Origin of the sequence: Streptomyces sp. AgN23, assembly GCF_001598115.1 — a bacterium.
GTDB lineage: Bacteria > Actinomycetota > Actinomycetes > Streptomycetales > Streptomycetaceae > Streptomyces > Streptomyces antimycoticus.
Genome location: NZ_CP007153.1, coordinates 8,899,607 through 8,922,351, shown reverse-complemented (window position 1 = coordinate 8,922,351; position 22,745 = coordinate 8,899,607). Strand labels below are relative to the sequence as shown.

The following is a 22,745-nucleotide window of genomic DNA, read 5'->3' as shown; positions in this document are numbered from 1 at the left end:
CGGTTGGACGCCGAGGCCCGCCCCCAGGGATAGTCCCGATGTGACGACTCCTCCGGCCCCGAGCCTCCGACCGCGCCGCCCCGCGTGGGCCGGCCGCAACTACACACTGCTGACCGCCGCCGCCGTGGTGACGGGCCTCGGGAACGCCGGAGCCCTCATCGCGGCGGCGTTCGCGGTGCTGGAGGCCGGCGGGGACGGCGGCGACGTCGGGCTGGTGGCGGCGGCCCGCACGCTTCCGCTGGTCGCCTTCCTGCTGATCGGCGGCGCGCTGGCGGACCGGCTGCCCCGCCACCGGGTGATGGTCGCCGCCAACAGCCTCAACTGCGCCTCACAGGCGGTCTTCGCCGTGCTCGTCCTGTCCGGCGAGGCGCGGCTGTGGCAGATGGCCGTGCTCTCCGCGCTCGGCGGCACCGGGCAGGCGTTCTTCTCCCCCGCCGCCGAGGGCATGCTGCTCTCCAGCGTCACCGGCGAACAGGCGGCCCGCGCCTTCGCGCTGTTCCGGATGGGCATGAACGGTGCGCAGATCGGCGGGGCGGCGGTCGGCGGCGCGCTGATCGCGGTGGTCGGCCCCGGCTGGATGCTGGCCGTCGACGCCGCCGCGTTCGCGATCGCCGGTGCGCTGCGTGCCCTGCTCGACGTCAGCGCGGTGGCCCGGCGGAAACCCGGGGGCGGCATGCTGCGGGATCTGCGCGAAGGCTGGCACGAAGTCATCGGCCGGCCCTGGCTGTGGTCCATCATCGTGCAGTTCGCCATCGTCAACGCGGTGGTGGGAGCGGCCGAGTCGGTGTTCGGTCCGCTGGTCGCCGAGGACCATCTGGGCGGCGCGCGCCCCTGGGGGTTCGCGCTCGCGGCGTTCGGCGCGGGCACCGTCCTGGGCGGTCTGCTGATGATGCGCTGGCGGCCGCGCCGGCTGCTGCTCGCGGGCTCCTTGAGCATCCTGCCGCTCGCCCTGCCGGCGGCGGCGCTGGCCGTCCCGGTGGCGATTCCGGCACTGGTGGTGGTGATGTTCCTGGTCGGGGTCTCGGTCGAGGTGTTCGGGGTGTCCTGGATGACCGCGCTGCACCAGGAGATCCCCGAGGACAAGCTGTCGCGGGTCTCGGCGTACGACTGGTTCGGCTCCATCGCCATGGTGCCGGTCGCCACGGCGCTCGCGGGCCCGGCCGAGGAGGCATTCGGCCGGTCGGCCTCGCTGTGGGGCTGCTCGGCGCTGATCCTGGTGCTGACGCTGGCGGTGCTGACGGTCCCGGACGTACGGCGACTGCGCCGGCGCGCGACCACGCCCGTCGTCGAGGGCGGACCCGCCGCCACGGAGCCGGTCAGCCCACGCTGAACGCCCCGTCCGGCGGCTCGGGCGACGGCGTGGCGTCCTCGTCCCGTACCGGCGCCGCGCCGCCGATGAAACGCTCCAGCGCCGCCCCGTGCTCGACCCTGGCCGGGAAGGCGTCGGCCGCGGTGCGGCGGGCCAGCACGGCGACCGGGGGTTCGGACTGGGAGGCCACCAGCACGGCGTTGCCGAACCGGCGGCCGCGCAGCACGGACGGCTCCGCGATCAGGGCGAGATGCGCGAACGACGTGCGGTAGGTGGCCAGTTGGGAGCGGAGGAAGGTGAACGGCGCCCCGTCGGCCAGATTCGCGACGTACCACCCGCCCGGCCGCAGCGCCCGGGCCGCGGCGCGGGCGTATTCGACGGAGGTCAGATGCGCGGGCACCCGCGAACCGCCGAAGACATCGGCCACGATGACGTCGGCGGACCCCTCGGGCGCGGACTCCAGCGCCGTCCGGGCGTCCTGCGGCCGCACCGTGATGCCCGCCCCGGGCGGCGGCGGAAGATGCTCGGCGACCAGCTCCAGCAGCCCCCGGTCGGCCTCGATCACCACCTGGCGCGAGCCGGGGCGGGTGGCGGCCAGATAGCGGGGCAGCATCAGCGCCCCGCCGCCCAGGTGCAGAACGTCGAGCGGGGCGCCGGGATCGGCCGCCGCGTCCAGGACATGGGCGATCCGCCGCGCGTACTCGAATTCGAGATGGACCGGATCGTCCAGGTCGACATACGACTGCGGGGCGCCGTCCACTGTGAGCAGCCAGGCGTGCGGGCGGTCCAGGTCCGGCATCAGCTTGGCGGTGCCGCCGTCCACGGCGCGGCTTACGGGTATCGGCTCGTTCACCGTCTCATTGTGCCGTCACGGGGCTCGCGCCTGGGGCCGCCAGGGGGCTTCGCGGCCTCGCCCGCCCGCCTCCGGCCGGGGAGGCGGGCGAGCGGTGCCGCTTCGTCGTTATGGCTGGTCGAGCACGGTGGTCACCGTGCCCGCGCCCACCGTGCGGCCGCCCTCGCGGATCGCGAAGCCGAGGCCCGGCTCCAGCGGTACGGCGCGGCCGAGCTCGACCGTCATGGTGACGGTGTCACCGGGGCGCGCCACCGCGACGGGCCCGAGGTCCACGGCGCCGACCACATCGGCCGTGCGGAGGTAGAACTGCGGGCGGTAGCCGGTGGACACCGGGGTCCGCCGCCCGCCCTCGGCCGCCGACAGGACGTACACCCGCGCCGTGAAGCGCCGCCTCGGCACGAGGCTGCCGGGCGCGGCCACCACATCGCCACGGCGCACCGCGTCCCGCGCCACCCCGCGCAGCAGCAGCGCGACATTGTCGCCCGCCTCTGCCGCCGCCATGGACTTGCCGAAGGTCTCCACACCGGTGACCACCGTGGCCACCTCGCTGCCGGGCACCTCGACACGGTCGCCGACCCGCACCGTGCCGCGCTCGATGGCGCCGGTGACGACCGTGCCGCGTCCGGTGATGGTCAGCACGTTCTCCACCGGCAGCAGGAACGGGGCCTGGGTGAGGCGCACGGGCGTCGGCACATAGATGTCCACGGCGTCCAGCAGCGCCTCGATCGCCCCGGTCCACCGCGGGTCGCCGTCCAGCGCCCGCAGCCCGGAGACCCGTACGACGGGCGTGGTGTCGCCGGGATAACCGTGCGCGGAGAGCAGCTCGCGCACTTCGAGCTCGACGAGGTCGGTGAGCTCGGGGTCGCCCGCGTCGGCCTTGTTGAGGGCCACCACGATGTGGTCGACGCCGACCTGACGGGCCAGCAGCACATGCTCGGCGGTCTGCGGCATCACCCCGTCGAGCGCGGAGACGACGAGGATCGCCCCGTCGATCTGGGCGGCGCCGGTCACCATGTTCTTGATGAAGTCGGCGTGGCCGGGCATGTCGACATGCGCGTAGTGGCGGGTCTCGGTCTCGTACTCGACATGCGCGATGTTGATGGTGATGCCGCGCGCGGCCTCCTCCGGCGCCCGGTCGATACGGTCCGCCGGTACGTAGGCCCCGCCGGTGCCGCGCTCGCTCAGCACCTTGGTGATGGCGGCGGTCAGCGTGGTCTTGCCGTGGTCGACATGGCCCATGGTGCCGATGTTCAGATGCGGCTTGGTGCGCACATAGGTCTGCTTGGACATGCGACGGTCTCTCCTCGTCAGCGGGGGTGGGAAGCGCGGACCCCAGAACCTCGCCGACCCTCCCCCTGGGGGATCCGTCGGAGTTGTCCGAGGAGGGTCAGCTTCGGGCGCCGTGGAGGCAGACGGCGGGAACGGCGGCGGGCGGATCCGTCGTGAGGGCGGCGACCGCGGCCGGAGCGAGAGAGGGGACGGCAGCCTTCGGCGCGTCCGCGACCGCGGACGTCGGCGTGAGGAAGGCGAGCCGGAACATGCTGTGATCTTCGCGCACTGTACGGTCCGCGTCGAATGGTTTTCGGTGCGTACGGGGCGGGTGGGACCGGTGGTCCGGGAGCGAACGCCCGGTGGCACAGAGGTGGTTGGCCAGCCGCCCGGCCTGCTCGTTTCCGACGCTCGGACCGAGCCCGGCGACTGGTTTCGGACCGTCCGCCGACTGGTTTGAGACGGTCCGCCGACCCTCTGTCGACGGTCTGCCGACAATCGGACGACAACGCGATGACATCGCGGCGCCCGCCCGGCTTGGTCGGTTACGCTCCACCGATGCTCGATGTCGCCGCACCGCCCGCGAAACCGGCCACCCGCCGCGCCCGCGCCGTGCTCCTCTCGCCGTGGTCGCGGCTGGGGCTGCTCGCCGCGCTGCTCACGGGTTCCGCGATCACGGTCTGGCTGTGGCAGCCGCAGCGGCTGCTGACCCACGGCTGGCCGGAGCTGTCGGGCGCGACGGCCGTGGTGCTGTTCACGGCCGCGTACGGGGTGGGCACCGCCGCCCTGGTGCCCCGGCCGCTGCTGAACCTGGCGGCCGGTGCGCTCTTCGGCATCCAGACCGGGCTGGTCACCGCCGTCGGCGGCACGGTGATCGGCGCCGGGATCGCCTTCGGTCTCGGCCGGCTGCTGGGGCAGGACGCGCTGCGTCCGCTGCTGCGGGGGCGCTGGCTCACGGCGGCGGACCGGCAGCTGAGCCACCACGGGTTCCGGTCCATGCTGGCGATCCGGCTGTTCCCCGGCGTACCGTTCGCCGCCGCCAACTACTGCGCGGCCGTCTCGCGGATGGGCTGGCCGTCGTTCCTGCTGGCCACGGGGCTGGGCAGTGTGCCGAACACCGCCGCGTACGTGGTCGCGGGCAGCCGCGCCACGACCCCCACCTCGCCCGTCTTCCTCCTCGCGCTGGCCTTCATCACGGTGCCCGCCGTCGCGGGGGCGCTGGTGGCCTGGCGCAAGCGCGGCCGGCTGCGGCCCGCGGGCCCCGGGAAGCGCCTCGGCGAGGACGCGGCCGCGGGCGAGACGCCACCGTCGGCCTGACGGCCACCCCGCTGCGCCCGCTGGGGTCCGTCAGCCGCCGGGCGGTCCATGGGCTGAGGCGGCCGCCGCGCGGGCGGACAGCGGCTCGGCGATGTCCTCGAGCGAGCGCTGTTCCGCCGGGATGGCGAGGAAAGCGGCGACGAGCCCGGCGGCGACCATGAGCGCCGCCCCGATGGAGAAGGCCAGCGCGGTGTCGGCGACGACTCCGCTCCGGGTCAGATCCGAGAAGATCAGCGGACCGGTGATGCCTCCGGCCGCCGTGCCGATGGCGTAGAAGAAGGCGATGGCCAGGGCTCGCGTCTCCATCGGGAAGACCTCGCTGACCGTCAGATAGGCGGAGCTCGCACCGGCCGAGGCGAAGAAGAGGACCACGCACCAGCAGGCGGTCATCGTGGCCGCGCTGAGCCAGCCGTTGCCGAACATCCAGGCGGTGATGAACAGCAGCACACCGGAGAGGAGGTAGGTCCCCGAGATCATCACGCGGCGGCCGACCGTGTCGAAAAGCCTGCACAGCAGGGCCGGCCCGAGGAAGTTGCCGAAGGCGATGACCGCGAAGTAGTAGCCGGTGTCGCCGGTGGGCACATCGAAGAACTGCACCAGGATCGAGCCGAAGCCGAAGGTGATGGCGTTGTAGAGGAACGCCTGCCCGATGAAGAGGGCCAGCCCCAGGACCGCGCGCCGAGGATAGGCCCGGAAGAGCGTCCGGGCGATCTCGATGAAGCCGGTGCTCTTCCGCGTCTTGATGGTGATGGCCTGGTCCGGTTCGGGGAGGCGCCGCCCGGTCTCGTCCTCGATCCGCCGTTCGGCCGCCGCGACCAGTTCCCCGGCGCCCTCCGCCCGGCCGTGGATGAACATCCAGCGCGGGCTCTCCGGGACGTTCCGGCGCACCAGCAGGATGACCAGACCGAGGACGACGCCGAGGGCGAAGGTGAGCCTCCAGCCGACGTTGAGCGCGAAGAAATTCGTGTTGAGCATCAGCACGGAGAGCAGCGAGCCGCCCATCGCGCCGAGCCAGAAGCTCCCGTTGATGACCAGATCGACGCGGCCCCGGTACCTGCTGGGGATCAGCTCGTCGATCGCGGAGTTGATGGCCGCGTACTCCCCGCCGATGCCGAAGCCGGTGAGGAAGCGGAAGAGGAAGAACCACCAGGCGGAGAAGGCGATGGCGGTGAGCGCGGTGGCGGCCAGATAGACCCCGAGCGTGATGAGGAAGAGCTTCTTGCGGCCGTAGCGGTCGGTGAGCCAGCCGAAGACCAGCGCCCCGATGCAGGCCCCGGCCACATAGAGGGCCGCCGCGACCCCGGTGACCTGCGTGTCGGCGATGGGCAGCCCGCTGCCGGGCTCGGAGAGGCGGCTGGCGATACTGCCGACGACGGTCACTTCGAGACCGTCCAGGATCCATACGGTGCCGAGGCCGATCACGATCACCCAGTGCAAGCGCGACCAGGGCAGCCGGTCCAGCCGTGCCGGGACCTTGGTGGTGATCGTCCCGCCGGGCCCGTCCCCTCGGCCTCCCTGTCCTCCGTCGTGCCCGATCGCGGTCATACGGTTCGGCTCCTCGGCTGTCCAGGCTGTCCACGGCTGATCACAGCTGTCCACGGCTGATCCTCACCAGGGCGCCCGCGACCGGGCGGCCGAGCGCCGAGTACCCATGGTCAAAGCGATGAAGCGATGGTCCGACCAGGCCCTTGATGGGCCGCGCACCCGGGGACGCTACGCTGCCCACACCCGGCAGTTGATCCTCGACCGCCGGCTTCCCACCGGCCACCCCGCCTGAATCGGTCACGCCTGGCCATCTCCGGCCAGAAACCGATCAGCGCACGATCAACCTCTGGATAGCGAAGACTCAATGTCGTGGTTTGAATCATTCATCCTCGGGCTGGTCCAGGGGTTGACTGAGTTTCTTCCGATCTCCTCCAGCGCCCATCTGCGGCTCACGGCCGCGTTCGCCGGCTGGAACGACCCTGGGCCCGCGTTCACCGCGATCACCCAGATCGGCACGGAGCTCGCGGTGCTCATCTACTTCCGCAAGGACATCGTCAACATCGTGTCGGCCTGGTTCCGCTCGCTCTTCAGCAAGGAGTGGCGCGGCAACCACGACGCCCAGATGGGCTGGCTGGTGATCGTCGGCTCACTGCCCATCGGTGTGCTCGGGCTCACCCTGCAGGACGCGATCGAGGGTCCGTTCCGCGATCTGCGGCTCATCGCCACGACCCTCGTGGTCATGGGCGTCGTCCTGGGCTTCGCGGACCGGCGCGCGGCGCGCGATGAGTCGGGCGGCCGGCATCGCGTCGCCAATCAGCGCAAGACGCTGAAGGAGCTGAGCATCCGGGACGGCCTCATATTCGGCGTCTGCCAGGCGATGGCGCTGGTGCCGGGCGTCTCCCGGTCCGGCGCGACCATCAGCGGCGGACTGCTCATGGGCTACACCCGCGAGGCGGCGGCCCGCTACTCCTTCCTTCTCGCGGTGCCGGCGGTGCTCGCCTCGGGCGCCTTCGAGCTGAAGGACGCGTCCGAGGGGCATACGGCGTGGGGCCCGACCATCTTCGCGACCGTTATCGCCTTCTTTGTCGGCTATGTCGTCATTGCATGGTTTATGAAGTTTATTTCCAGTAAGAGCTTCATGCCGTTCGTGATCTACCGGATTCTGCTGGGCATCGCGCTCTTCGCGCTGGTGGGCTTCGGTGTGCTGAGCGCCCACGCGGCCGAGTCGGCGGGCTGACGCTTCCCCGTACAGACGGCGATCCGTACAGACAGGGATCCGTACAGACAGCGATCCGTACAGACAAGGAGATGGGCCGCCGGCCGAGGAGGGAGGAGTCCGGCGGCCCCTTCGCTCAGGTCTGGCGCCCCTGAGCGGCATGGGACGAGTCAATCGCCCTGCGGGGCACCCGGGAAGGGTGTGCGGTAGATATATGCAAGCACTCGCATCACACCGGGTGTGAATTCCTCACCCAGCGCACGCCCCTGCCCTGAGCCGGCGGGCCACGGGGGGATCACACCGACGGTTCGGTGACGATCTCCACCAGCCGACTCAACGAGTCGATCCGCCAGTCCGCCATCGCCGCGTCGGCGGTATCGGCCCACAGATACGCCCACGGCCCCCGGCGGATATGCGCGGCCCGCAGCCCGGCGGCCTTCGCCGGCCGGATGTCGAAGGCCGGATAGTCCCCCACGTACAGCGTGTCCCCCGGCGCGGCGCCGCCGAGCTCCAGCACCCGCCGGAAGAACTCCGGATCGGGCTTGGCGACCCCCCACTCACTGGACGTCGCCACGGCGTCGACCGGCAGCCCCAGCTCCCGCAGCAGCTCACCGGCCCGCAGCGTCTGATTCCCGGCCAGCACCACCCGCAGCCCCGACTCCCGCAGCCCGCCGAGCGCGGCCCGCACATCGGGGTAGACGTCGGACTCGTCCAGCCGCTCCCCTCGCCCCGCCGCCTCCCGGGCCCGCCACTCCGCGTCGATGTCCACGCCCGGCCGCACCAGACGGATCGCGTCCTTGTCGTCCCGCCCCTGCGCGACGACGGCGCCCACCAGCGCGGACAGGGTGTGCCGCGGCACCCCGAGCCAGTCGGCCCAGGAACCCCAGTAGCGGTCCTCTCGGACGAGGGTCGAGCCGATGTCGAATACGACGCTCTCGATCACCGCGGCTCCTTCCTCCGGCCCCTGGCGCTCACACCTTCTCGGGCCCCTGGCCCTCCCAGTCCGCGTAACGGATGCGGGCCAGGTCCAGTACGTCACCGACCGTGCCCCACTCGTTCTTCCCCAGCCGGGACAGCGGCCGCAGCCTGGTGATCTCCGCATGCCCGTCGACCATCACCGCGTCGTCGATCGCGGCATGCACCACCCGCCCGAAGACCACCGTCGAATTGCCGAGCCCCATCGTGCTGTGCACCACGCACTCCAACGCCACCGGCGACCCCGCCACCCGAGGCGGCTTCACCCGCGCGCTCGCCTCCTGCGCCACCCCGACCGCCTCGAACTCGCTCACCCCGTGCGGAAAGTCCGTCGCGGTCGCATTGACCTGCTCGAAAAGCCCCTCCGGCGCGAGGTTCACCACGAACTCCCCGGTGTCCTCGACGTTCCGCAGCGAATCCTTACGCCCCACGGAGGTGAACTGCACGATGGGCGGAGCCACGGCCGCGACGGTGAAGAACGAGTGCGGGGCGAGGTTCGCGGAGCCATCCCGGCCCACCGTCGACACCCAGGCGATCGGCCGAGGCACGATCACCGAGGTCAGCAGCTTGTAGAAGGGGGTTGGGCCCATGGCCTCGGGCTCGAAGTCAATACGCATGCGACCCAGTATCCGCGCAGGCGACAGCACATCCCAACGACGGATCGCGGCATCATCCAGCCCCTGGTCGTTCGCTGCCATAACCAGTGCTCGGGTCCGAAGCCCGCCGCGCACCGCTCGTGGGCACAGGTCGTCGTGGCCGTGGCGCTGGACGGGGTCGCTCGATCGCGCCTCCGTCGCCCACTGACGAATGCACTCATGGTGGGTCCACGCTGTGCGCTTCACGTGATCCCGGCCTTCCCCCGGGCTCAGCAGCCCGCTTACGCTCGGACCGTTTCGGTGCGAAGTGATGTGCTTGCTCCCGGCGCAGTGAGGCGGTTTCCATGCCTGGATGGATGGACTTGGCATATACCACGGCCGGCGGTGTTGTCGGCGCCGCGGTGACCAACTACCTCTCCAGGAACCAGGAACGCCGGCAGCTGCGAGCAGCGGTCATGCAACAGCTCCTCCGCGTCGAAGCGGTGCGCGACAGCATGTGCGACATCGTGCCGAGCCGGAGGGAGAGTCCGTCGCGGCACGGAATCGGGGCACGACTGCTTGCCACGGCGCGTTTTGGCGTCACGGCGGTCCTGGAGGACGGCCGTGACGCCGAGCACACCCAACGGGAAGCGATCTCAGATCTTGTGGTGGCTGCGCTCTCGGCCGGCATACCCCGCAGGGTCGTGGACTTTGCCGGAGGCAGCGAGGTACGTGCCTTGCAATGCGAGGTCATCAGAGTGATCGATCTTCGCCTGGGCGGTGTCCTGGGTGAGTCGCTCGAAGAACTCATGACGCAGTGTGAGCGATATCGGCAGGCGACGGCCCAACACCTGCTCCGGGCACTGTGGCACCCATGGCAGACGCGGTTGCGGATGCGCGCGCGCGTTCGCGCGTTGCGTCAAGACGTCGCCGCACTCCATCGCAGACAAGAAGCGGCGATGTCCGTCCTGGCTCAGCCGGAGCACATCGATGCCCTCACCGAGCGACTCGGCGGTCCCCTTTCACATCAAGACCCACAACGCGTCAACCACCCGGGACCTGCGGCGTAGACAGTGCCGCGTGGCATCGATCGGATCCGTTGCGCACCGTCGGTACAGAGGGTGCAACAGGCATTGAGATGGCCGAGCAGGGCGCGGCCGGTACCGCACCCCTGAAGTGTCCGCTGCCGGTCCGCTGTCTGTTCTCCCGGACGCGGAGCCGCGGTCATGAGCGGGACCATCCGGCGCGTCGACGGCTCGGCCTTCGCCGCGGCCACCCGGGGGAATGCCGTGGGGGCGGGCGACTCGATCGCCTTGCCTGGGGTGCCTGACGACGGTGCGGGAGCCGGAGCCTCCCCCGGGCAGGCCCTGAGGTCGCGGCATGCGCATCGGCTCCCTGCTGCCCGCCGCGACCGACATCGTCGCCGAACTCGGGCTCGCCGAACACCTGGTCGGTCGGACACACGCATGCGACTGGCCGCCTCGGACCGTGGCGTCCGTTCCCCTGGTCACCGGAGCCGACCTCGACCAGAACCGACACCCGCGTGCTCAGCCTGGAGCCACGCACACTGGAGGACGTACTGGACTGCCTGGTCACCGTCGGTGAGCTGCTCGCGGCTCTCGTCGTTGTGGCCGCCCTTCGCCGCGAGCAGCAGCCCTGGACCCTGCCGGTCGGCACCGCGGCCCTCCACACACGGCGCCTGCCACCCGCTCGCGATCGACACGGTCTTGACCGTAGTGGAGGCGAGCCATCTCTCCCCCGTCTGCGGGTGCTGCGGCACCAGCAAAATGCGGCGCGTCGATTTCCGGTCCGGAAGGCCCGGCCCCGCCGGCGCCACGGTCTTCACCGGCGTCCCCAGAGTGAGCAGTGCGTCGAGTTCGACAATAAAAGGAAAATTCCCGGTGACGTACGGCTGAACACGAAAGGGGAATTCGAAAAGACGGGTGGAGAGGGTATGGGAGTGGCACAACCCCGCGCGGATTTTCCACGTCAAAACGGGTGATCGGAAATCAGATCCACTCCCCACGGAGGTTTTTCGTGTCCACCCTTGGCCTTGGCCCGCGTTCCCGCCGCGTTCGCCCGGTCGGCGTCGCCGCCTTACTGGCCGTCGCGGCCAGCACCGGACTCTTCGCCTGGAACGCCCAGGCCGCCACCTCGCCCGCCTCGTCGTCACCGGTGTCGTCGGCCGCGTCGCCGGCCACCGTGACCGCCGCCGACGGAGTGATGGCCTACACGGCGGCCGACGGCCAGACCAACAAGCTCACCATCAAGCGGGTCAGCAAGACCGACACCACGCTGACCTTCGGCGTCGACGACGTTGTCAAGATCACCGCCGGCACCGGCTGCACCCACCCCACCGCCACCGACCTGACGTATGTGACCTGCACCGTGCCCGTCGGCGACCCGGATCACCCGGGCGACCAGGGCAACGTCGAACTCGGCGACGGCAATGACACCGTCAAGATCTCCGGCGGCGATGTGAACGTCTACGGCGGGGCCGGGGACGACACCATCAACGGCGCTTCCGTCGCGGTGGGCGGCGACGGCGACGACACCATCAGCCACACCACGAACGCGAACGGCAACGCCGGCAACGACACCATCACCGACTCGTACGCGGCGTGGGCCGGGGACGGCGACGACATCGTCATCGGCGATGACGTGGCCAATGAGATCTACGGCGGCCCCGGCGACGACTCCCTCGACGGCGCCGGCAACGATGACTCGATCTACGGCGAAGAGGGCCACGACACCATCAAGGGCGGGCCGGGCAACGACTACCTCTTCGGCGGTCCCGACCAGGACGACATCGACGGCGGCCCCGGCGACAACGTCATCGACCAGGACGGATCCGTCCCTGAGGGGTTCTGAGGGGACCTGAGGAGACAGCAAGGGATCTCAGGGACCTGAACAACAAGACGGCCCGGTTCGACGACCCGGGCCGTTCCGCCGCCGAGCGGGCAACGGAACTCCACGGACGAACGCGGATGATCGCCTTCCCACTGCTGCGCCGGGCCGGGTTGAAAGCGGCGGACGGCGTCGTCGAGGGGCGAGACGTTGCCGATCTTCGTCCACAGCCGTCCGTCCCGCATCCATCTGCCCGGTCCGTCACCACGATCGCTTTCATTCCGCACCCTTCCCGGATCCTCACTGCCTCCCGGCCGGCCGCTGTCAGCGGCCGCTCGCCGGCGTCATACTGTGCGTCGGATGACCAGAACGGCCACATCGTCGGCATGGCCCACCGGGACCGCCGCGTCGACGATTCGGTCGGCGATCGCCTCCGCGTTCAGTCCCGCGTGGAGGGCTTCGCCTGCCAGTGTTCCGGCCAGCTCCAGTCCGGCGTCCAACGTCAAGCCCGGCCCTTCCACCACGCCGTCGGTGACCATGACCAGCGCGCTGTCCTTGTCGAGGGTGAAGGTCGCCTCGGGGTAATCGGTGTCGGACACGATGCCCAGGACCGGCCCGCCCGGCAGCTCGTGGACTTCGTGGCTGCCGTCATTATGCGCGCACAGCAGCGGCACGTGGCCGGCGCTGGTGCCGGTGACCTGCCCGTCGGGGGCATCGAGATGCAGCACGGTGCAGCTGGCGAAGCGTGCGGCGCCCATCGTGACGAGCAGCTCATTGGTGCGCGTCAGAACGGTTCCCGGATCGGGTTCGTGGGCGGCGATCGCGCGCACGGACGAGCGCACTTGCCCCATGAAGGCGGCCGCGTCCACATCGTGCCCCTGGACGTCACCGATCTCCAGGGCGGTCGCGCCGTCGGGCATGACGAAGGCGTCGTACCAGTCCCCGCCGATGTCGAGCCCGTCCTGACTCGGCCGGTAGCGGGCGGCGACCTCCAGCCCCGGGAGGTGCTCGGGCAGCGTGGGGAGCATGGCCTGCTGGAGGGCCGTGGCCAGCTCGACTCGCGCCTTCTGCAATCTGATGCGCCGCAGGGCCTGACCCGCGAGGTCACTCAGAGTACCCATGAGGGCACGCTCGTGCGGGGACGAGTGGTGCTCGCTGTCGTAGGTCACCCACCAGGCCCCCAGCGGCTGATGGCCGAGCGGGCTGAGGGGGCTGACCGAGACAGCACAGTGCGACCCGAGCTGGTCGATCCACGGCGATTCGGCCCCCTGCGGCCAGCGGCGGATGTATTCCGCCCGGCTGGGAATGAACTGCGGCTCGCCGGTTCGGAGGGCAAGGCCCAGGGGGTTCGGGACGTCCAGCGACTCTTGCACGGCTTTGGCCACCGGCAGCGGAATGCCCGCATCGGAAGAGAAGTGCAGGCGGCCTTCGTCGATGAGCGCCAGCGCGGCGCCGGCCGCGCCGAAGGTCGCCGCGAGCCGTGTCAGGACGACCTGCTGCAGTTCTTGCTCCGTGGCGGCGGCGATCAGGGCGGACGAGAAGTCGGCGACCTCGTCGGCGCGCTGGCGCTCGGCATTCAGCGCGACCAAGGCTCTCCGTCGGCGCGCTTCCTGCTGGGTGTCGTCCCGGACCACCGCGAAAGTCCGCTCAGGGCCGTCGTATCCCAGCCGGACCTTACGGGTCTGGCAGGCCAGATGGTGCCGGCCATCGTGCTCAGTGAGGTACCGGAAACCGATCCACGGGGACTGGGCGGCGGTCGTCCGCGCGAGCCGCCTCAAGGCCACCCGGTCATCAGGGTGGGTTCGCCGTATCACCTCGGACAAGGGCACCGATGCCTCCGGGAACAGCATCGCCAGGGCGGGCGCGCCGCCCATCCACTCCAACTCGCGCTCATGGGGGGAATACATGCACAGACCGAGATGGGCGGCCTTGGCCGCCAATCGGAACGGAACCAGCAGACCGGTCCGGTCGTTCCCAGCGTGCAACGCGTGCAGCCACACGAGCCGCCCAGCGCCTGAGGGATCCTGCACTGCCCGCGCCTCGATCAAGCAGACAACGGGGGCGTGGCCTGGCCCGGAGAATTCCAGAACCCGCATCGCCACCGTCCTCGTCGTGGCGGCGTGGACCACGAGACTCTCGGCTGATATCCGCTGGCTTGCGGGCAACAGATCACCAATGGATTCCCCCACGAGCTGCTCGGCCGGCCTGCCCAGGGTCCTGGCCATCATGGCGTTGAGGCTGCGGATGACACCGTCCAGGGTCAGAAGAGCCGAGGGGGCAGCGCTCCGAAGAAGTTCGTCCGAGGCGTCCATCTGCCGCTCCCTGGCAGTCGGCGAGCGATTCCTCTTACGCCTTATTCACTTTACTCCGATTCCACAGGGCTTCATGTCGCCCGAACAAGGGCGCAGGGGGTGAGCGGCCGCCTACGATAATCCGTAGGCGAATGCGCGACGTAAAAGCTTTTCCATGGCTGTCGGCGATGCCCAGGCACGCTTGAACGCGGACGAGTTCCTGGGTGCCCCGGTCGCCGAGGTGCATTCCGCACTTCGGGCACCACACCGTCTCCGGGATCTTCGTGACGGCCCGGCAGCCTCGTACCCTCGTCTCTGTGCCCCGCCATCCGAAGAAGCCACGCCGCCTGGTCGCCGACGGGCGCGCGTACCTGTGGACGCTACGCCACAGTCATCACGTGCTGGACAGCGGCCGATCCACTTCCTGCCGTCAGACCCTCACGCTGTACCCGCAGCCGGCCGGCACCGGCGCCCCGCTGCGCATCGTCTTCGCCGAGGGCCCGGGCCGGTACGTCCCGGGCGGGTTCCCCCTGGGCTCCGGGGACGTGGGGTACGTCCGGGGCGGCTCCCTGAACGTGCACGAACCGGGCGCCGTCCGGGCCCTGCTCGACGCGGCGTCGGCTCGCGGTTGGCAGCCAGGGGGACGGCAGGTGGTGGAGGTCGATGGCTGGCCCTTGTTGGAGGCGGTTGCCGCCGCGCCGGCCAGCGAGGTGGCCGCGTCGTTGTCGTGCTGGTAGTGACCCTGCCGCAGGAACTCCGGCGTGGCCGGCCGGTAGTGCCGGGCTTGCTCCGCGCTCGCGCTCGGAGCGGTCTCCTGGCTTGGCTTGGACGACTTCGCGTCCGAAGCGTCCGAAGCGTCCGAACTTCCGCAACCGGATACCAGCACCGACGTCACCGCGGACACGGCCCACCCCAAGCGCTTCACCAACAACCCCCGACTTCATCCATGGTCAGTGGCCACCCCGGCCACCTGCGGGCCTTCCGGCCCGGTGTGACACCCCGCGCACCGCGACCGCGGCGCCGCGAGCAACGGGTCCGAAGCACCTTCTGAGTGCCGACAGCGGTTGCAGACGGCCTGGGCCTACGAGGCCGGGGACGCCAGTCGGCGTTCGGCGATCTGCTGGGCCGCCCGCAGCGGAGTGGTGCCGGTCGCGAGCGCCAGGTCGAGGATGCGGGTCACGGTGTCGCCGATGTCCTCCACCCGCTTCCGCGCGGCCTCGCGGCTGTAGCCCTCCGACTCCCGGCTCAGGGCGTAGGCGATACCGCCGGCACTGGCGACATAGTCGGGCACCCAGACGATGCCCCGCTCCGCGAGGACATCCGCCACGCGCTCCTCGGTGAGTTGGTTGTTCGCCGGGCCGACGACCAGGCGCGCGGTGATCTGCGGGACGGTCACGTCGTCGAGTACACCGCCGACGGCGGCCGGGACCCGTATGTCGGCCGGTGCGGACAGAGCCTGACCGGGCTCGACCCATCCGTACCCGCTCACCAGGGCCATCTCCTTACGGGAGGCGTCCAGGTCCGACACGACGACATGCGCGCCCTCAGCGGCCAGGCCGGCGGCGAGACCGCTGCCCACCGACCCGAAGCCGCTGATCACCACGGTCCGTCCGGTGCAGGAGGCGTCGCCGAACACCTGCCGCGCACCGGCGCGCAGGCCCGCCAGGACACCGGCGGCGGTCGGGCCTCCGGAATTGCCGGTACCGCCGTGCTCCTGGGGCGCGCAGTACGCGTACGGCGAGAAGCGCCGCAGGACCACCATGTCCTCGGGGCCGGTGCCGACGTCGGGGCCGGTGCGGTACGAACCCTGGAAGGAGGCGATCAGCTCGCCCAGATCCTCCAGTGCGGCCTCGCGCACCTGTGGGGTGAGTGCGTGCGGTGTCGTTGTCGGGGGCGATCACGCTCTTGCCGCCGCCGAAGTCCGGACCGGCCACCGCGGCCTTGTAGGTCATCGCCTCCGACAGGCGCAGCGCGTCGGCCAGGCCATGCTGCCAGGTGGCGTAGCGGCGCAGTCGGCAGCCGCCGACCGCCGGGCCCAGTGCGCGGGAGTGGACTGCCACGATCAGCGGCAGCCCAGAACGGCGTCCGCGTCGAATGATCACGTCTTCATGCACGATGGCCGGCAGCGACGACTTCCTCGTCCACGTCACCGCCCAGGACATCGACCACCTGCACGCTTTCCTCCTGGACCAGTTCACCAATCGCCGGGAGATCGTCAGCTTCCGCACCTCGATCATCTACCAGCACCTCACCAATCCAGTGCTCGACCCACTCCCCCCGGAGACAGAGCACCTGTGACGCCACGCGGTCACCGGACAGGCCCCTGTTCCGGCGCCCGACTACGCCCCAACACATCGCACGTGACAGAGCGCCCGAAGGTGCGGCGGTAGGCGGTGGGGGTGGTGCCCAGTGCCCGCCGGAAGTGCAGCCGCAGGTTGGCCGCCGTGCCCAGTCCGCAGTCCCGCGCCACCCGATCCATCGGATGGTCCGTGGTTTCCAGCAGTTCCCGCGCCCTGCCGATGCGGGCGTTGAGCAACCACTGCAATGGGGTCGTACCCGTCTCCTCGGTGAACCGGCGCATGAAGGTGCGCTGCGAGAGACCCGCGTGCCGGGCGAGCACGCGCAGCGTGAGCGGCTCGCCGAGCCGGTGCAGGGCCCACCCCCGGGTACCGGACAGCGACGCCTCACCGGCCACCACGACGGGCGCCGGCACGTACTGGGCCTGCCCACCGTCCCGGTGGGGGGCGGCCACCAGACCGCGGGCGATCTCGTTGGCCACCACCGCCCCCAGGTCGCGGCGCACCAGGTGCAGGCACAGGTCGATGCCGCAGCACACCCCGGCCGACGTGAGCACGTCGCCCTCGTCGACGTAGAGCACGTCGCGGTCGACCTCGACGGCCGGGAAGCCCCGCTCGAACTCGTCGATGTGCTTCCAGTGGGTCGTGGCGTGCAGCCCGTCCAACACTCCCGCCGCGGCCAGTGCGAAGGCGCCCGTGCAGATCGACACCACGCGCGTGCCTCGGTCGCGGGCCCCGGCCAGCGTGTCGAGCACGGCGTCCGGCAGCTGGAGGATCGGTTCGAATCCCGGCACGACCACGGTGTCTGCGGCGCGAACCTGCTCCAGGTCCCCGTCGGCGACCAGGGCGAATCCCGCGCTGGTGACCACCTTCGCGTCCAGCGCGCACAGGGTCATCTCATAAGGGGTTTCCGGCCGGGTGGTGAAGATCTGCGTCGGGATCGCCAGGTCGAGCGGGGTGACCCCGTCCAGCGCCAGGACCGCGACTCGATGCACTGTCATGGCAAGATTCTATCGAAGTGAGGAAATTTTGCCTCTCGCCAGGTCAGAGCGGTCGCGGCCAGGCTGAGGACATGACCGGATCCCCCCACGAGGCGACCGCCGACCTGATCACGCTGCCCGGCACACCGCTTGCCGACGCCGTCGTGAACTTCATCCGACCGATGGAAACGCCGTCCGTGTTCAACCACAGCCTCCGCAGCTATCTGTTCGCCCGGCTGGTGGCCGGCCGCCTCGGCCTGTCCGTCGGCCACGACTACCACGACGACCTGTTGTTCGCCGCGTGCGCGATGCACGACCTCGGCGTGGCGCCGGACGGCCCGCACAGCCAGCGGTTCGAGGTCGAAGGCGCCGACCGGGCCGCCGCGTTCCTCATCGAACGCGGAGTGCCCGCGGCCGACGCCGACCAGGTCTGGCAGGCCATCGCCCTGCACACCTCACCGGGTATCGCGGAACGCCACGGCACGCTGTGCGTGCTCGTCCGCGAAGGCGTCGCGCTCGACTTCGGCGGCTCACTGGGTGCCGGCCACGTCGACGCCGTCACCGATGAGCAGGCCGACGCCATGCACGCCGCCTATCCACGGCTGGACATGATCCGCTCACTCACCGACGCGATCGTCGCGCAGGCCGCGAAGAACCCGACGAACGCACCCCGGTACTCGATCCCCGGCGAATTCCTCCGCGAACGCGAGACCTTCGGCCGGACCCGGCTGGAGCACGCCTGCCGTTCGTCCCGCTGGGGCAACTGACTCCGCGGACTCCACGCCTTTCGTCAACAAGGAAAAGGAAGCACCACCATGACCATCCACACCGTCGAGGTCCCCGAGGACAACGCCGTCTTCGGGCAAACCACCAGCGCCTTCGCGGGCTTCGGATATTCCGCCGCGGTCCGCGCGCACGGCCTCCTGTTCATCGCAGGAACGATCGGCCGCCGAGCCGACGGAACCATCCCGGACACCATCGAGGAGCAGACCGAGATCGCCATCCGGAAGATCGAGGAGATCCTCCGGCTGGAGAACCTCGACCTGTCCGCCCTCGTCGACGTCACCAGCTACCACGTCGACATCCGCCGGCATCTGCCCGGCTTCATCGAGGCCAAGCAGCGCCTCGTCGCACCGCCTTACCCGACCTGGACGATCATCGGGGTCAGCGGCCTCGCCAGCCCGGGACTCCTCGTCGAAATCCGCGCGACCGCCGCGTACCCCGACGCATCCCGGTAGCCGCCGCTCGTGGGCCCGCCCCCGGGCCCACGAGCCCGTCGGCGACCGATGTGCGGTCGTCGTGAGCACCGGGATACTCACCGGGCCGCCTTCGGCCGAGCGGTGGGCGGACAAGGAAGCGGCCAAACGATCGGCGGCCGGCACGGCGGCGAGTGGAAGTCTCGTGCTGTTGGCCCGGAATATGTGTCGGGGCTGCGGGGCATCGCTCTAGACTGCAGGGTCAATGTTTCGCAAAGCCAGGTACGGCGCGGGGGAGCCCCGTACACAACGATTGGGTAGCCAGTGCTTCTGAAAACGTTCGGCTGGTCGTTCGCGGTCACCGCGCTCGGTCTGGTCGCGGCGGTGTTCTACGGGGGGTGGACCGGCTTCGGGATCGTGGCGATCCTGTCCATCCTCGAGATCTCGCTGTCCTTCGACAACGCCGTGGTCAACGCCGGGGTCCTGAAGAAGATGAATGCCTTCTGGCAGAAGATCTTCCTCACCATCGGCGTCCTGATCGCGGTCTTCGGCATGCGTCTGGTCTTCCCGGTCGTGATCGTCGCCATCAGCGCCAAGATCGGTCCGATCGAAGCGGTACGGCTCGCGCTCGACGACAAGGACAAGTACCAGCAGTTGGTGACCGACGCCCATCCGTCGATCGCCGCCTTCGGCGGCATGTTCCTGTTGATGATCTTCCTCGACTTCATCTTCGAGGACCGGGAGATCAAGTGGCTCGCCTGGCTGGAGCGGCCGCTCGCCAAGCTCGGCAAGGTCGACATGCTCTCCGTCTGCATCGCGCTCGTCGTGCTGCTCGTCTCCGCGATGACCTTCGCCACCAACGCCCATCAGCACGGCGGCATCCATGCGGACAAGACGGAGACCGTCCTGATCGCCGGCATCGCGGGCTTGATCACCTACCTGATCGTAGGCGGCCTCTCCGGCTACTTCGAGAACAGGCTCGAGGAAGAGGAGGAGCGCGAACACGAGGCCGAGGAAGAGGCCAAGCGGAGCGGCAAGAAGGTCCCGGCGGTGGTGATGGCCGGCAAGGCCGCGTTCTTCATGTTCCTCTACCTGGAGGTCCTGGACGCGTCCTTCTCCTTCGACGGCGTCATCGGCGCCTTCGCGATCACCAACGACATCGTCCTGATGGCGCTCGGCCTCGGCATCGGCGCGATGTACGTCCGTTCGCTCACGGTCTACCTGGTCCGCCAGGGCACCCTCGACGACTACGTCTACCTGGAGCACGGCGCGCACTACGCGATCGGCGCCCTCGCCGTGATCCTGCTCGTCACCATCCAGTACGAGATCCACGAGGTCATCACGGGCCTCGTCGGCGTCGTCCTGATCGCCTGGTCCTTCTTCTCCTCGGTCCAGCGCAACCGCAGGTCGGCGGCGGCCGAGGGGAAGGACACGGGGTCCAACGAGAAGGCTGAGGTCTCCTCCGGCGTCTGAGCCGGACCGCCGACGCGGACCGCAGGGCCGCAGGCCGCGGGACCGCCGCCAAGCGGACGGTGCTGCTCAGCCCTGGGTGAGAGGGGGGTCCGGCGATTCGGAGGGGGCGAGAAGGTAGGAATGGAGCTGCCCGAGCAGTTCGGCGATGCCTTCCCGGTCGGCGCGGTAGCGGACCAGTTTGCCGCTGCGCGTCGACTGGAGCAGGCCGCCGCGCCGGAGGACCGCGAGGTGCTCGGAGGTGGTCGACGGGCCGAGTCCGGCCCGCTCGGCCACCTCGCCGACGGTCAGTTCCTCGCCATTGATGAAGTGCGCGAAGAGCTTCTGACGGGTTCCGCTGGTCAGCGCCTTGAGGAAGACCTGGAGGTCGTCGCCGGGTACGGCGGCCTCGGGGCGTATGGCCACTCCCGTACCGGATTCCGCCCGCCCGGACACCTGGTCGCCGGCCGCCCGCGAAAGCTCATCCGGGGCCCGGGACGGCCGGGGGACGCGGAGGGGGCGGTGCAGGTCGAACTCGGTCGGGGGGACGTCCAGGGCTGAGCACGCCTCGCGGACGACGTCCCGTTCGCTGTCGTCGAAGTAGCCGTCGGCGCAGCCGATGACGATGCCGATCTGGATGACGGCCCGGGCCTCGGCGGGCCTCCGCTTCGCCTTGCCGATCTCCCGCATGGCGCTCGCCCTGCCGAGGGCGAAGTCCGCGGTGAGCTGGTCGAGATGGTCCTCGAAGCGGCGGTGCAGATCGTCCGCGGGGAAGTTCTGGAGCACGTCGTTGGTGGCGATGAGCTGGGCGACGCGCCGCCGCTCGGACGGATCGATCGTGCCGTCCGCCGCAGCCACCAAGGCACACATCGCCATGCTCGCGTCCCGGAAAGCCCCGCTCCGCAAGTCGTTCTTCTTCGCCGTGAGCTGAGCCTGCATCGTCTGGACCGAGTCCTTGAGGCGGTCCCACAGCGTCATCTGCATCTCCTTGTCAGTAATACCTCCATAGTGAGGAGAAAACAGAATCTACAGGTTTGTAGAGACCCCTCGCGCGCCGCCGCGGCACCCTCGCTCCCCTTGGCTTCAAATGATCGGTTGCGGTACACCGCGGCCGCCTGGCGAATCGCCGGTTGGTGCTACATACCTACGGGCCGCCCGACCGTTCACGCGACGCTGCGGCCACCGACCGCGGTAGTGATGTCGTCGTGGCCACGGCGGACCGACGCATAGTTCATCCGGTAGCTGCGCCGAACGCGGCGGCCTCGCCGAGGGTGGGCGCCGTGGAGACGACACGTTCTCCGAACCGTTCGCCGCCGGCATCGGTGGCCGCCATCACGTAGCCCGGTCATCAGTCCTGCTCCTGTCGCTACCGCTGGTGGGAGTGTGGGGTCACCCACCACACCAGCCGGCTGACGAGGTCAGCGTGCCGGCAGGATCCCGTGGACTGTCCGACGGCCGGTCAGCCTGCGGCTCGGGCCGGGCACAGCGGGCACGAAAGGGTTTCCGCCGACGGTCATCACGGCCGTCGGCCGCCGCTGCGGATATCAGTGACGCGGCCGCGACGTTCTCTTCGAGGTGGGCGACCGAGGTCGTGCCCGGGATGGGCGGGATTCCCGGTGATCGCTGGAGCGGCCACGCGAGCGCGACCTGCCTTGGGGTCGCGCCGTGGCGCACTGCCGCCCTGGCGACCGGTCCGCCGGGGCTGAGCTGCTCCGGCCTGCCCGCATGGGACCACCCGGGCAGCTCACCGTCCTCCGACCAGTCGCTCGGCCCGGTCCGCTCCCAACGGCTCAGCCGGATGACAGCGGCAGCGTGGTCCGGGTGGCGGCAATGCGCACGTACTCCAGCTTTTCCTCGTCCGAAGAGCCCGGCTCTGCCGTATAGGTCACGATCCTCACATCGTGGTCGGGTACCTTCAGCACATCGTTGTCGAGACGTATCTCCCCCACAAGAGGATGCCGCAGGCGTTTATGCCCGCCCAGGCGGGAGCCGAGCGCTGGAGTACTCCATAGCTCCCGGAACTCCTCGCTGTTACCCATGACCTCATCAATCAGCATTCTGAAGCCCTCATCACGAGGATATGCTTCGTGCGTTATCCGGAGGTCGACGACGAGAGCGGCTTTGAATTCGGGGGTGCTCTGCTCGACGGGGAAGAGCGGACGGCCCGTGTCCGACGGCTCGTTGAACACCGCGCGTACCAGGTTTCGCTCTTCTGGCGATCGAAGGGCCGGGTCACCCAGCAAGGCCGCCCACATGGACGTCCATGTCAGCAGGGTCCATGAGGCGGAGAACACGCCCACCGGGATGTTTCCCCAGCGGCTGACGAGCCGTTGCACACCAGGCGGCATCTGATGCGGGATTGTGGGCGGCGTCGGCGGACGAAGCCCGGCCACCAGGTGTAGATGGCAGGTTTCATCCGTACTGAGTCGCAGCGCGCGGGCGAGTGAGGCCACGACGTCGCGAGAGGGACGCTGGGACCGGCCCTGTTCAAGGCGCAGAAGGTAATCCGTGGATATTCCCGCCAGATGGGCGAGCTCTTCGCGGCGCAGGCCGGCGGTTCGTCGCCGGCCGGTGGCCGGCAGTCCGACGTCTTCCGTCGTAATGCGGGCACGCCATCCACGCAGCGCGTTACCCAGCGAGTTCTCTGGACGACTCATGTTCCCATTGTCACCGACCCTGCGGTCGG

The 22,745-nt window shown here is 70.0% G+C and carries 22 protein-coding genes and 4 pseudogenes; 11 read left to right on the top strand and 15 right to left on the bottom strand.

Annotated elements, in window-relative coordinates; all coding sequences use genetic code 11:
• Positions 1-40: 40 nt before the first annotated feature.
• Complete coding sequence (locus AS97_RS38610) at positions 41-1,330, top strand: MFS transporter (protein WP_210566530.1); 1,290 nt, start codon at positions 41-43, stop codon at positions 1,328-1,330.
• On the opposite strand, the gene AS97_RS38605 is transcribed toward AS97_RS38610, so the two are convergent.
• The 3 genes from AS97_RS38605 to AS97_RS38595 all read right to left on the bottom strand — a co-directional run bounded on the left by AS97_RS38605 (position 1,317) and on the right by AS97_RS38595 (position 3,702).
• A complete protein-coding gene (locus AS97_RS38605; protein WP_059145870.1) occupies positions 1,317-2,162 on the bottom strand; it encodes a fused MFS/spermidine synthase in 846 nt (281 codons plus the stop codon). The two genes, AS97_RS38610 and AS97_RS38605, sit on opposite strands and share 14 nt — an antisense overlap.
• Before the next feature lie 108 nt (positions 2,163-2,270).
• Positions 2,271-3,452: an elongation factor Tu gene (gene tuf / locus AS97_RS38600; RefSeq protein ID WP_086705547.1), complete on the bottom strand. Its 1,182-nt coding sequence runs from the start codon at positions 3,450-3,452 to the stop codon at positions 2,271-2,273.
• A 97-nt stretch (positions 3,453-3,549) separates the two neighbouring features.
• The gene (locus tag AS97_RS38595; protein WP_165449209.1) at positions 3,550-3,702 is read right to left on the bottom strand and encodes a hypothetical protein; all 153 of its coding nucleotides are present in this window, start codon (positions 3,700-3,702) and stop codon (positions 3,550-3,552) included.
• 287 nt (positions 3,703-3,989) lie between these two features.
• Here AS97_RS38595 and AS97_RS38590 point away from each other — a divergent pair, with 287 nt between their 5' ends.
• Positions 3,990-4,748, top strand: coding sequence for a TVP38/TMEM64 family protein (locus tag AS97_RS38590; RefSeq protein WP_059145872.1), 759 nt, complete (start codon positions 3,990-3,992; stop codon positions 4,746-4,748).
• A gap of 30 nt (positions 4,749-4,778) precedes the next feature.
• Here the strand turns inward: AS97_RS38590 and AS97_RS38585 are convergent, their stop codons facing one another.
• Positions 4,779-6,293 carry an MFS transporter gene (locus AS97_RS38585; RefSeq protein ID WP_125757851.1) on the bottom strand — a complete coding sequence of 505 codons (1,515 nt, stop codon included), beginning with the start codon at positions 6,291-6,293 and terminating at the stop codon, positions 4,779-4,781.
• A gap of 304 nt (positions 6,294-6,597) precedes the next feature.
• Between AS97_RS38585 and AS97_RS38580 the strand changes: the two genes are divergently transcribed.
• Positions 6,598-7,470 carry an undecaprenyl-diphosphate phosphatase gene (locus AS97_RS38580; RefSeq protein WP_059145874.1) on the top strand — a complete coding sequence of 291 codons (873 nt, stop codon included), beginning with the start codon at positions 6,598-6,600 and terminating at the stop codon, positions 7,468-7,470.
• Between the two features lie 274 nt (positions 7,471-7,744).
• Here the strand turns inward: AS97_RS38580 and AS97_RS38575 are convergent, their stop codons facing one another.
• Together AS97_RS38575 and AS97_RS38570 are read right to left on the bottom strand one after the other, a co-directional pair.
• The gene (locus AS97_RS38575; protein WP_125757849.1) at positions 7,745-8,392 is read right to left on the bottom strand and encodes an HAD family hydrolase; all 648 of its coding nucleotides are present in this window, start codon (positions 8,390-8,392) and stop codon (positions 7,745-7,747) included.
• A gap of 28 nt (positions 8,393-8,420) precedes the next feature.
• Positions 8,421-9,041 (bottom strand): flavin reductase family protein, encoded by a 621-nt coding sequence (locus AS97_RS38570; protein WP_059145876.1) that lies wholly within the window; start codon positions 9,039-9,041, stop codon positions 8,421-8,423.
• Positions 9,042-9,376: 335 nt separating this feature from the next.
• Here AS97_RS38570 and AS97_RS38565 point away from each other — a divergent pair, with 335 nt between their 5' ends.
• Positions 9,377-10,069 carry a hypothetical protein gene (locus AS97_RS38565; RefSeq protein ID WP_210566529.1) on the top strand — a complete coding sequence of 231 codons (693 nt, stop codon included), beginning with the start codon at positions 9,377-9,379 and terminating at the stop codon, positions 10,067-10,069.
• A gap of 310 nt (positions 10,070-10,379) precedes the next feature.
• Positions 10,380-10,481: pseudogene (locus AS97_RS48735) on the top strand (cobalamin-binding protein); the annotation flags it as partial.
• Between the two features lie 25 nt (positions 10,482-10,506).
• On the opposite strand, the gene AS97_RS38560 reads toward AS97_RS48735, so the two are convergent.
• On the bottom strand, positions 10,507-10,992 hold the full coding sequence (locus AS97_RS38560) for a hypothetical protein (RefSeq protein WP_210566528.1): 486 nt from the start codon (positions 10,990-10,992) through the stop codon (positions 10,507-10,509).
• A gap of 44 nt (positions 10,993-11,036) precedes the next feature.
• Between AS97_RS38560 and AS97_RS38555 the strand changes: the two genes are divergently transcribed.
• Positions 11,037-11,870: a hypothetical protein gene (locus AS97_RS38555; RefSeq protein ID WP_059145879.1), complete on the top strand. Its 834-nt coding sequence runs from the start codon at positions 11,037-11,039 to the stop codon at positions 11,868-11,870.
• Positions 11,871-12,190: 320 nt separating this feature from the next.
• Here AS97_RS38555 and AS97_RS38550 read toward each other — a convergent pair whose 3' ends face one another.
• Positions 12,191-14,158 (bottom strand): SpoIIE family protein phosphatase, encoded by a 1,968-nt coding sequence (locus AS97_RS38550; protein WP_210566527.1) that lies wholly within the window; start codon positions 14,156-14,158, stop codon positions 12,191-12,193.
• Positions 14,159-14,454: 296 nt separating this feature from the next.
• On the opposite strand from AS97_RS38550, the gene AS97_RS38545 reads away from it, so the two are divergent.
• Positions 14,455-14,874, top strand: a complete 420-nt coding sequence (locus tag AS97_RS38545) for a hypothetical protein (protein ID WP_210566526.1) — start codon at positions 14,455-14,457, stop codon at positions 14,872-14,874.
• Between the two features lie 344 nt (positions 14,875-15,218).
• Here the strand turns inward: AS97_RS38545 and AS97_RS38540 are convergent, their stop codons facing one another.
• The gene (locus AS97_RS38540; protein ID WP_247204622.1) at positions 15,219-15,995 is read right to left on the bottom strand and encodes a Glu/Leu/Phe/Val dehydrogenase; all 777 of its coding nucleotides are present in this window, start codon (positions 15,993-15,995) and stop codon (positions 15,219-15,221) included.
• A gap of 76 nt (positions 15,996-16,071) precedes the next feature.
• Positions 16,072-16,299 (bottom strand): annotated as a pseudogene (locus AS97_RS47920) (Glu/Leu/Phe/Val dehydrogenase dimerization domain-containing protein); the annotation flags it as partial.
• Between AS97_RS47920 and AS97_RS38535 the strand changes: the two are divergent.
• Positions 16,253-16,435 (top strand): Lrp/AsnC ligand binding domain-containing protein, encoded by a 183-nt coding sequence (locus AS97_RS38535; protein ID WP_236669455.1) that lies wholly within the window; start codon positions 16,253-16,255, stop codon positions 16,433-16,435. The pseudogene AS97_RS47920 and the gene AS97_RS38535 overlap by 47 nt on opposite strands.
• A gap of 10 nt (positions 16,436-16,445) precedes the next feature.
• Here AS97_RS38535 and AS97_RS38530 read toward each other — a convergent pair whose 3' ends face one another.
• Complete coding sequence (locus AS97_RS38530) at positions 16,446-17,435, bottom strand: helix-turn-helix domain-containing protein (RefSeq protein ID WP_125757841.1); 990 nt, start codon at positions 17,433-17,435, stop codon at positions 16,446-16,448.
• 71 nt (positions 17,436-17,506) lie between these two features.
• Here AS97_RS38530 and AS97_RS38525 point away from each other — a divergent pair, with 71 nt between their 5' ends.
• The 3 genes from AS97_RS38525 (at position 17,507) to AS97_RS38515 (ending at position 20,083) form a co-directional block, all read left to right on the top strand.
• Positions 17,507-18,181, top strand: a complete 675-nt coding sequence (locus AS97_RS38525; protein WP_086705556.1) for an HD domain-containing protein — start codon at positions 17,507-17,509, stop codon at positions 18,179-18,181.
• A gap of 48 nt (positions 18,182-18,229) precedes the next feature.
• Entirely contained in the window at positions 18,230-18,652 is a 423-nt protein-coding gene (locus tag AS97_RS38520; protein WP_125757839.1) for a RidA family protein, read from the top strand.
• Between the two features lie 282 nt (positions 18,653-18,934).
• Complete coding sequence (locus AS97_RS38515; RefSeq protein ID WP_059145883.1) at positions 18,935-20,083, top strand: DUF475 domain-containing protein; 1,149 nt, start codon at positions 18,935-18,937, stop codon at positions 20,081-20,083.
• Positions 20,084-20,149: 66 nt separating this feature from the next.
• Here the strand turns inward: AS97_RS38515 and AS97_RS47910 are convergent, their stop codons facing one another.
• The 4 genes and pseudogenes from AS97_RS47910 to AS97_RS38500 form a co-directional block, all read right to left on the bottom strand.
• On the bottom strand, positions 20,150-20,485 hold the full coding sequence (locus AS97_RS47910; RefSeq protein WP_247204856.1) for a metalloregulator ArsR/SmtB family transcription factor: 336 nt from the start codon (positions 20,483-20,485) through the stop codon (positions 20,150-20,152).
• Positions 20,486-20,584: 99 nt separating this feature from the next.
• A pseudogene (locus AS97_RS47905) lies at positions 20,585-21,037 on the bottom strand (tellurite resistance TerB family protein); the annotation flags it as partial.
• Between the two features lie 411 nt (positions 21,038-21,448).
• Positions 21,449-21,757, bottom strand: a pseudogene (locus AS97_RS38505) (aldo/keto reductase); the annotation flags it as partial.
• 92 nt (positions 21,758-21,849) lie between these two features.
• Positions 21,850-22,716: a helix-turn-helix transcriptional regulator gene (locus AS97_RS38500; RefSeq protein WP_210566525.1), complete on the bottom strand. Its 867-nt coding sequence runs from the start codon at positions 22,714-22,716 to the stop codon at positions 21,850-21,852.
• Between the last annotated feature and the right edge of the window lie 29 nt (positions 22,717-22,745).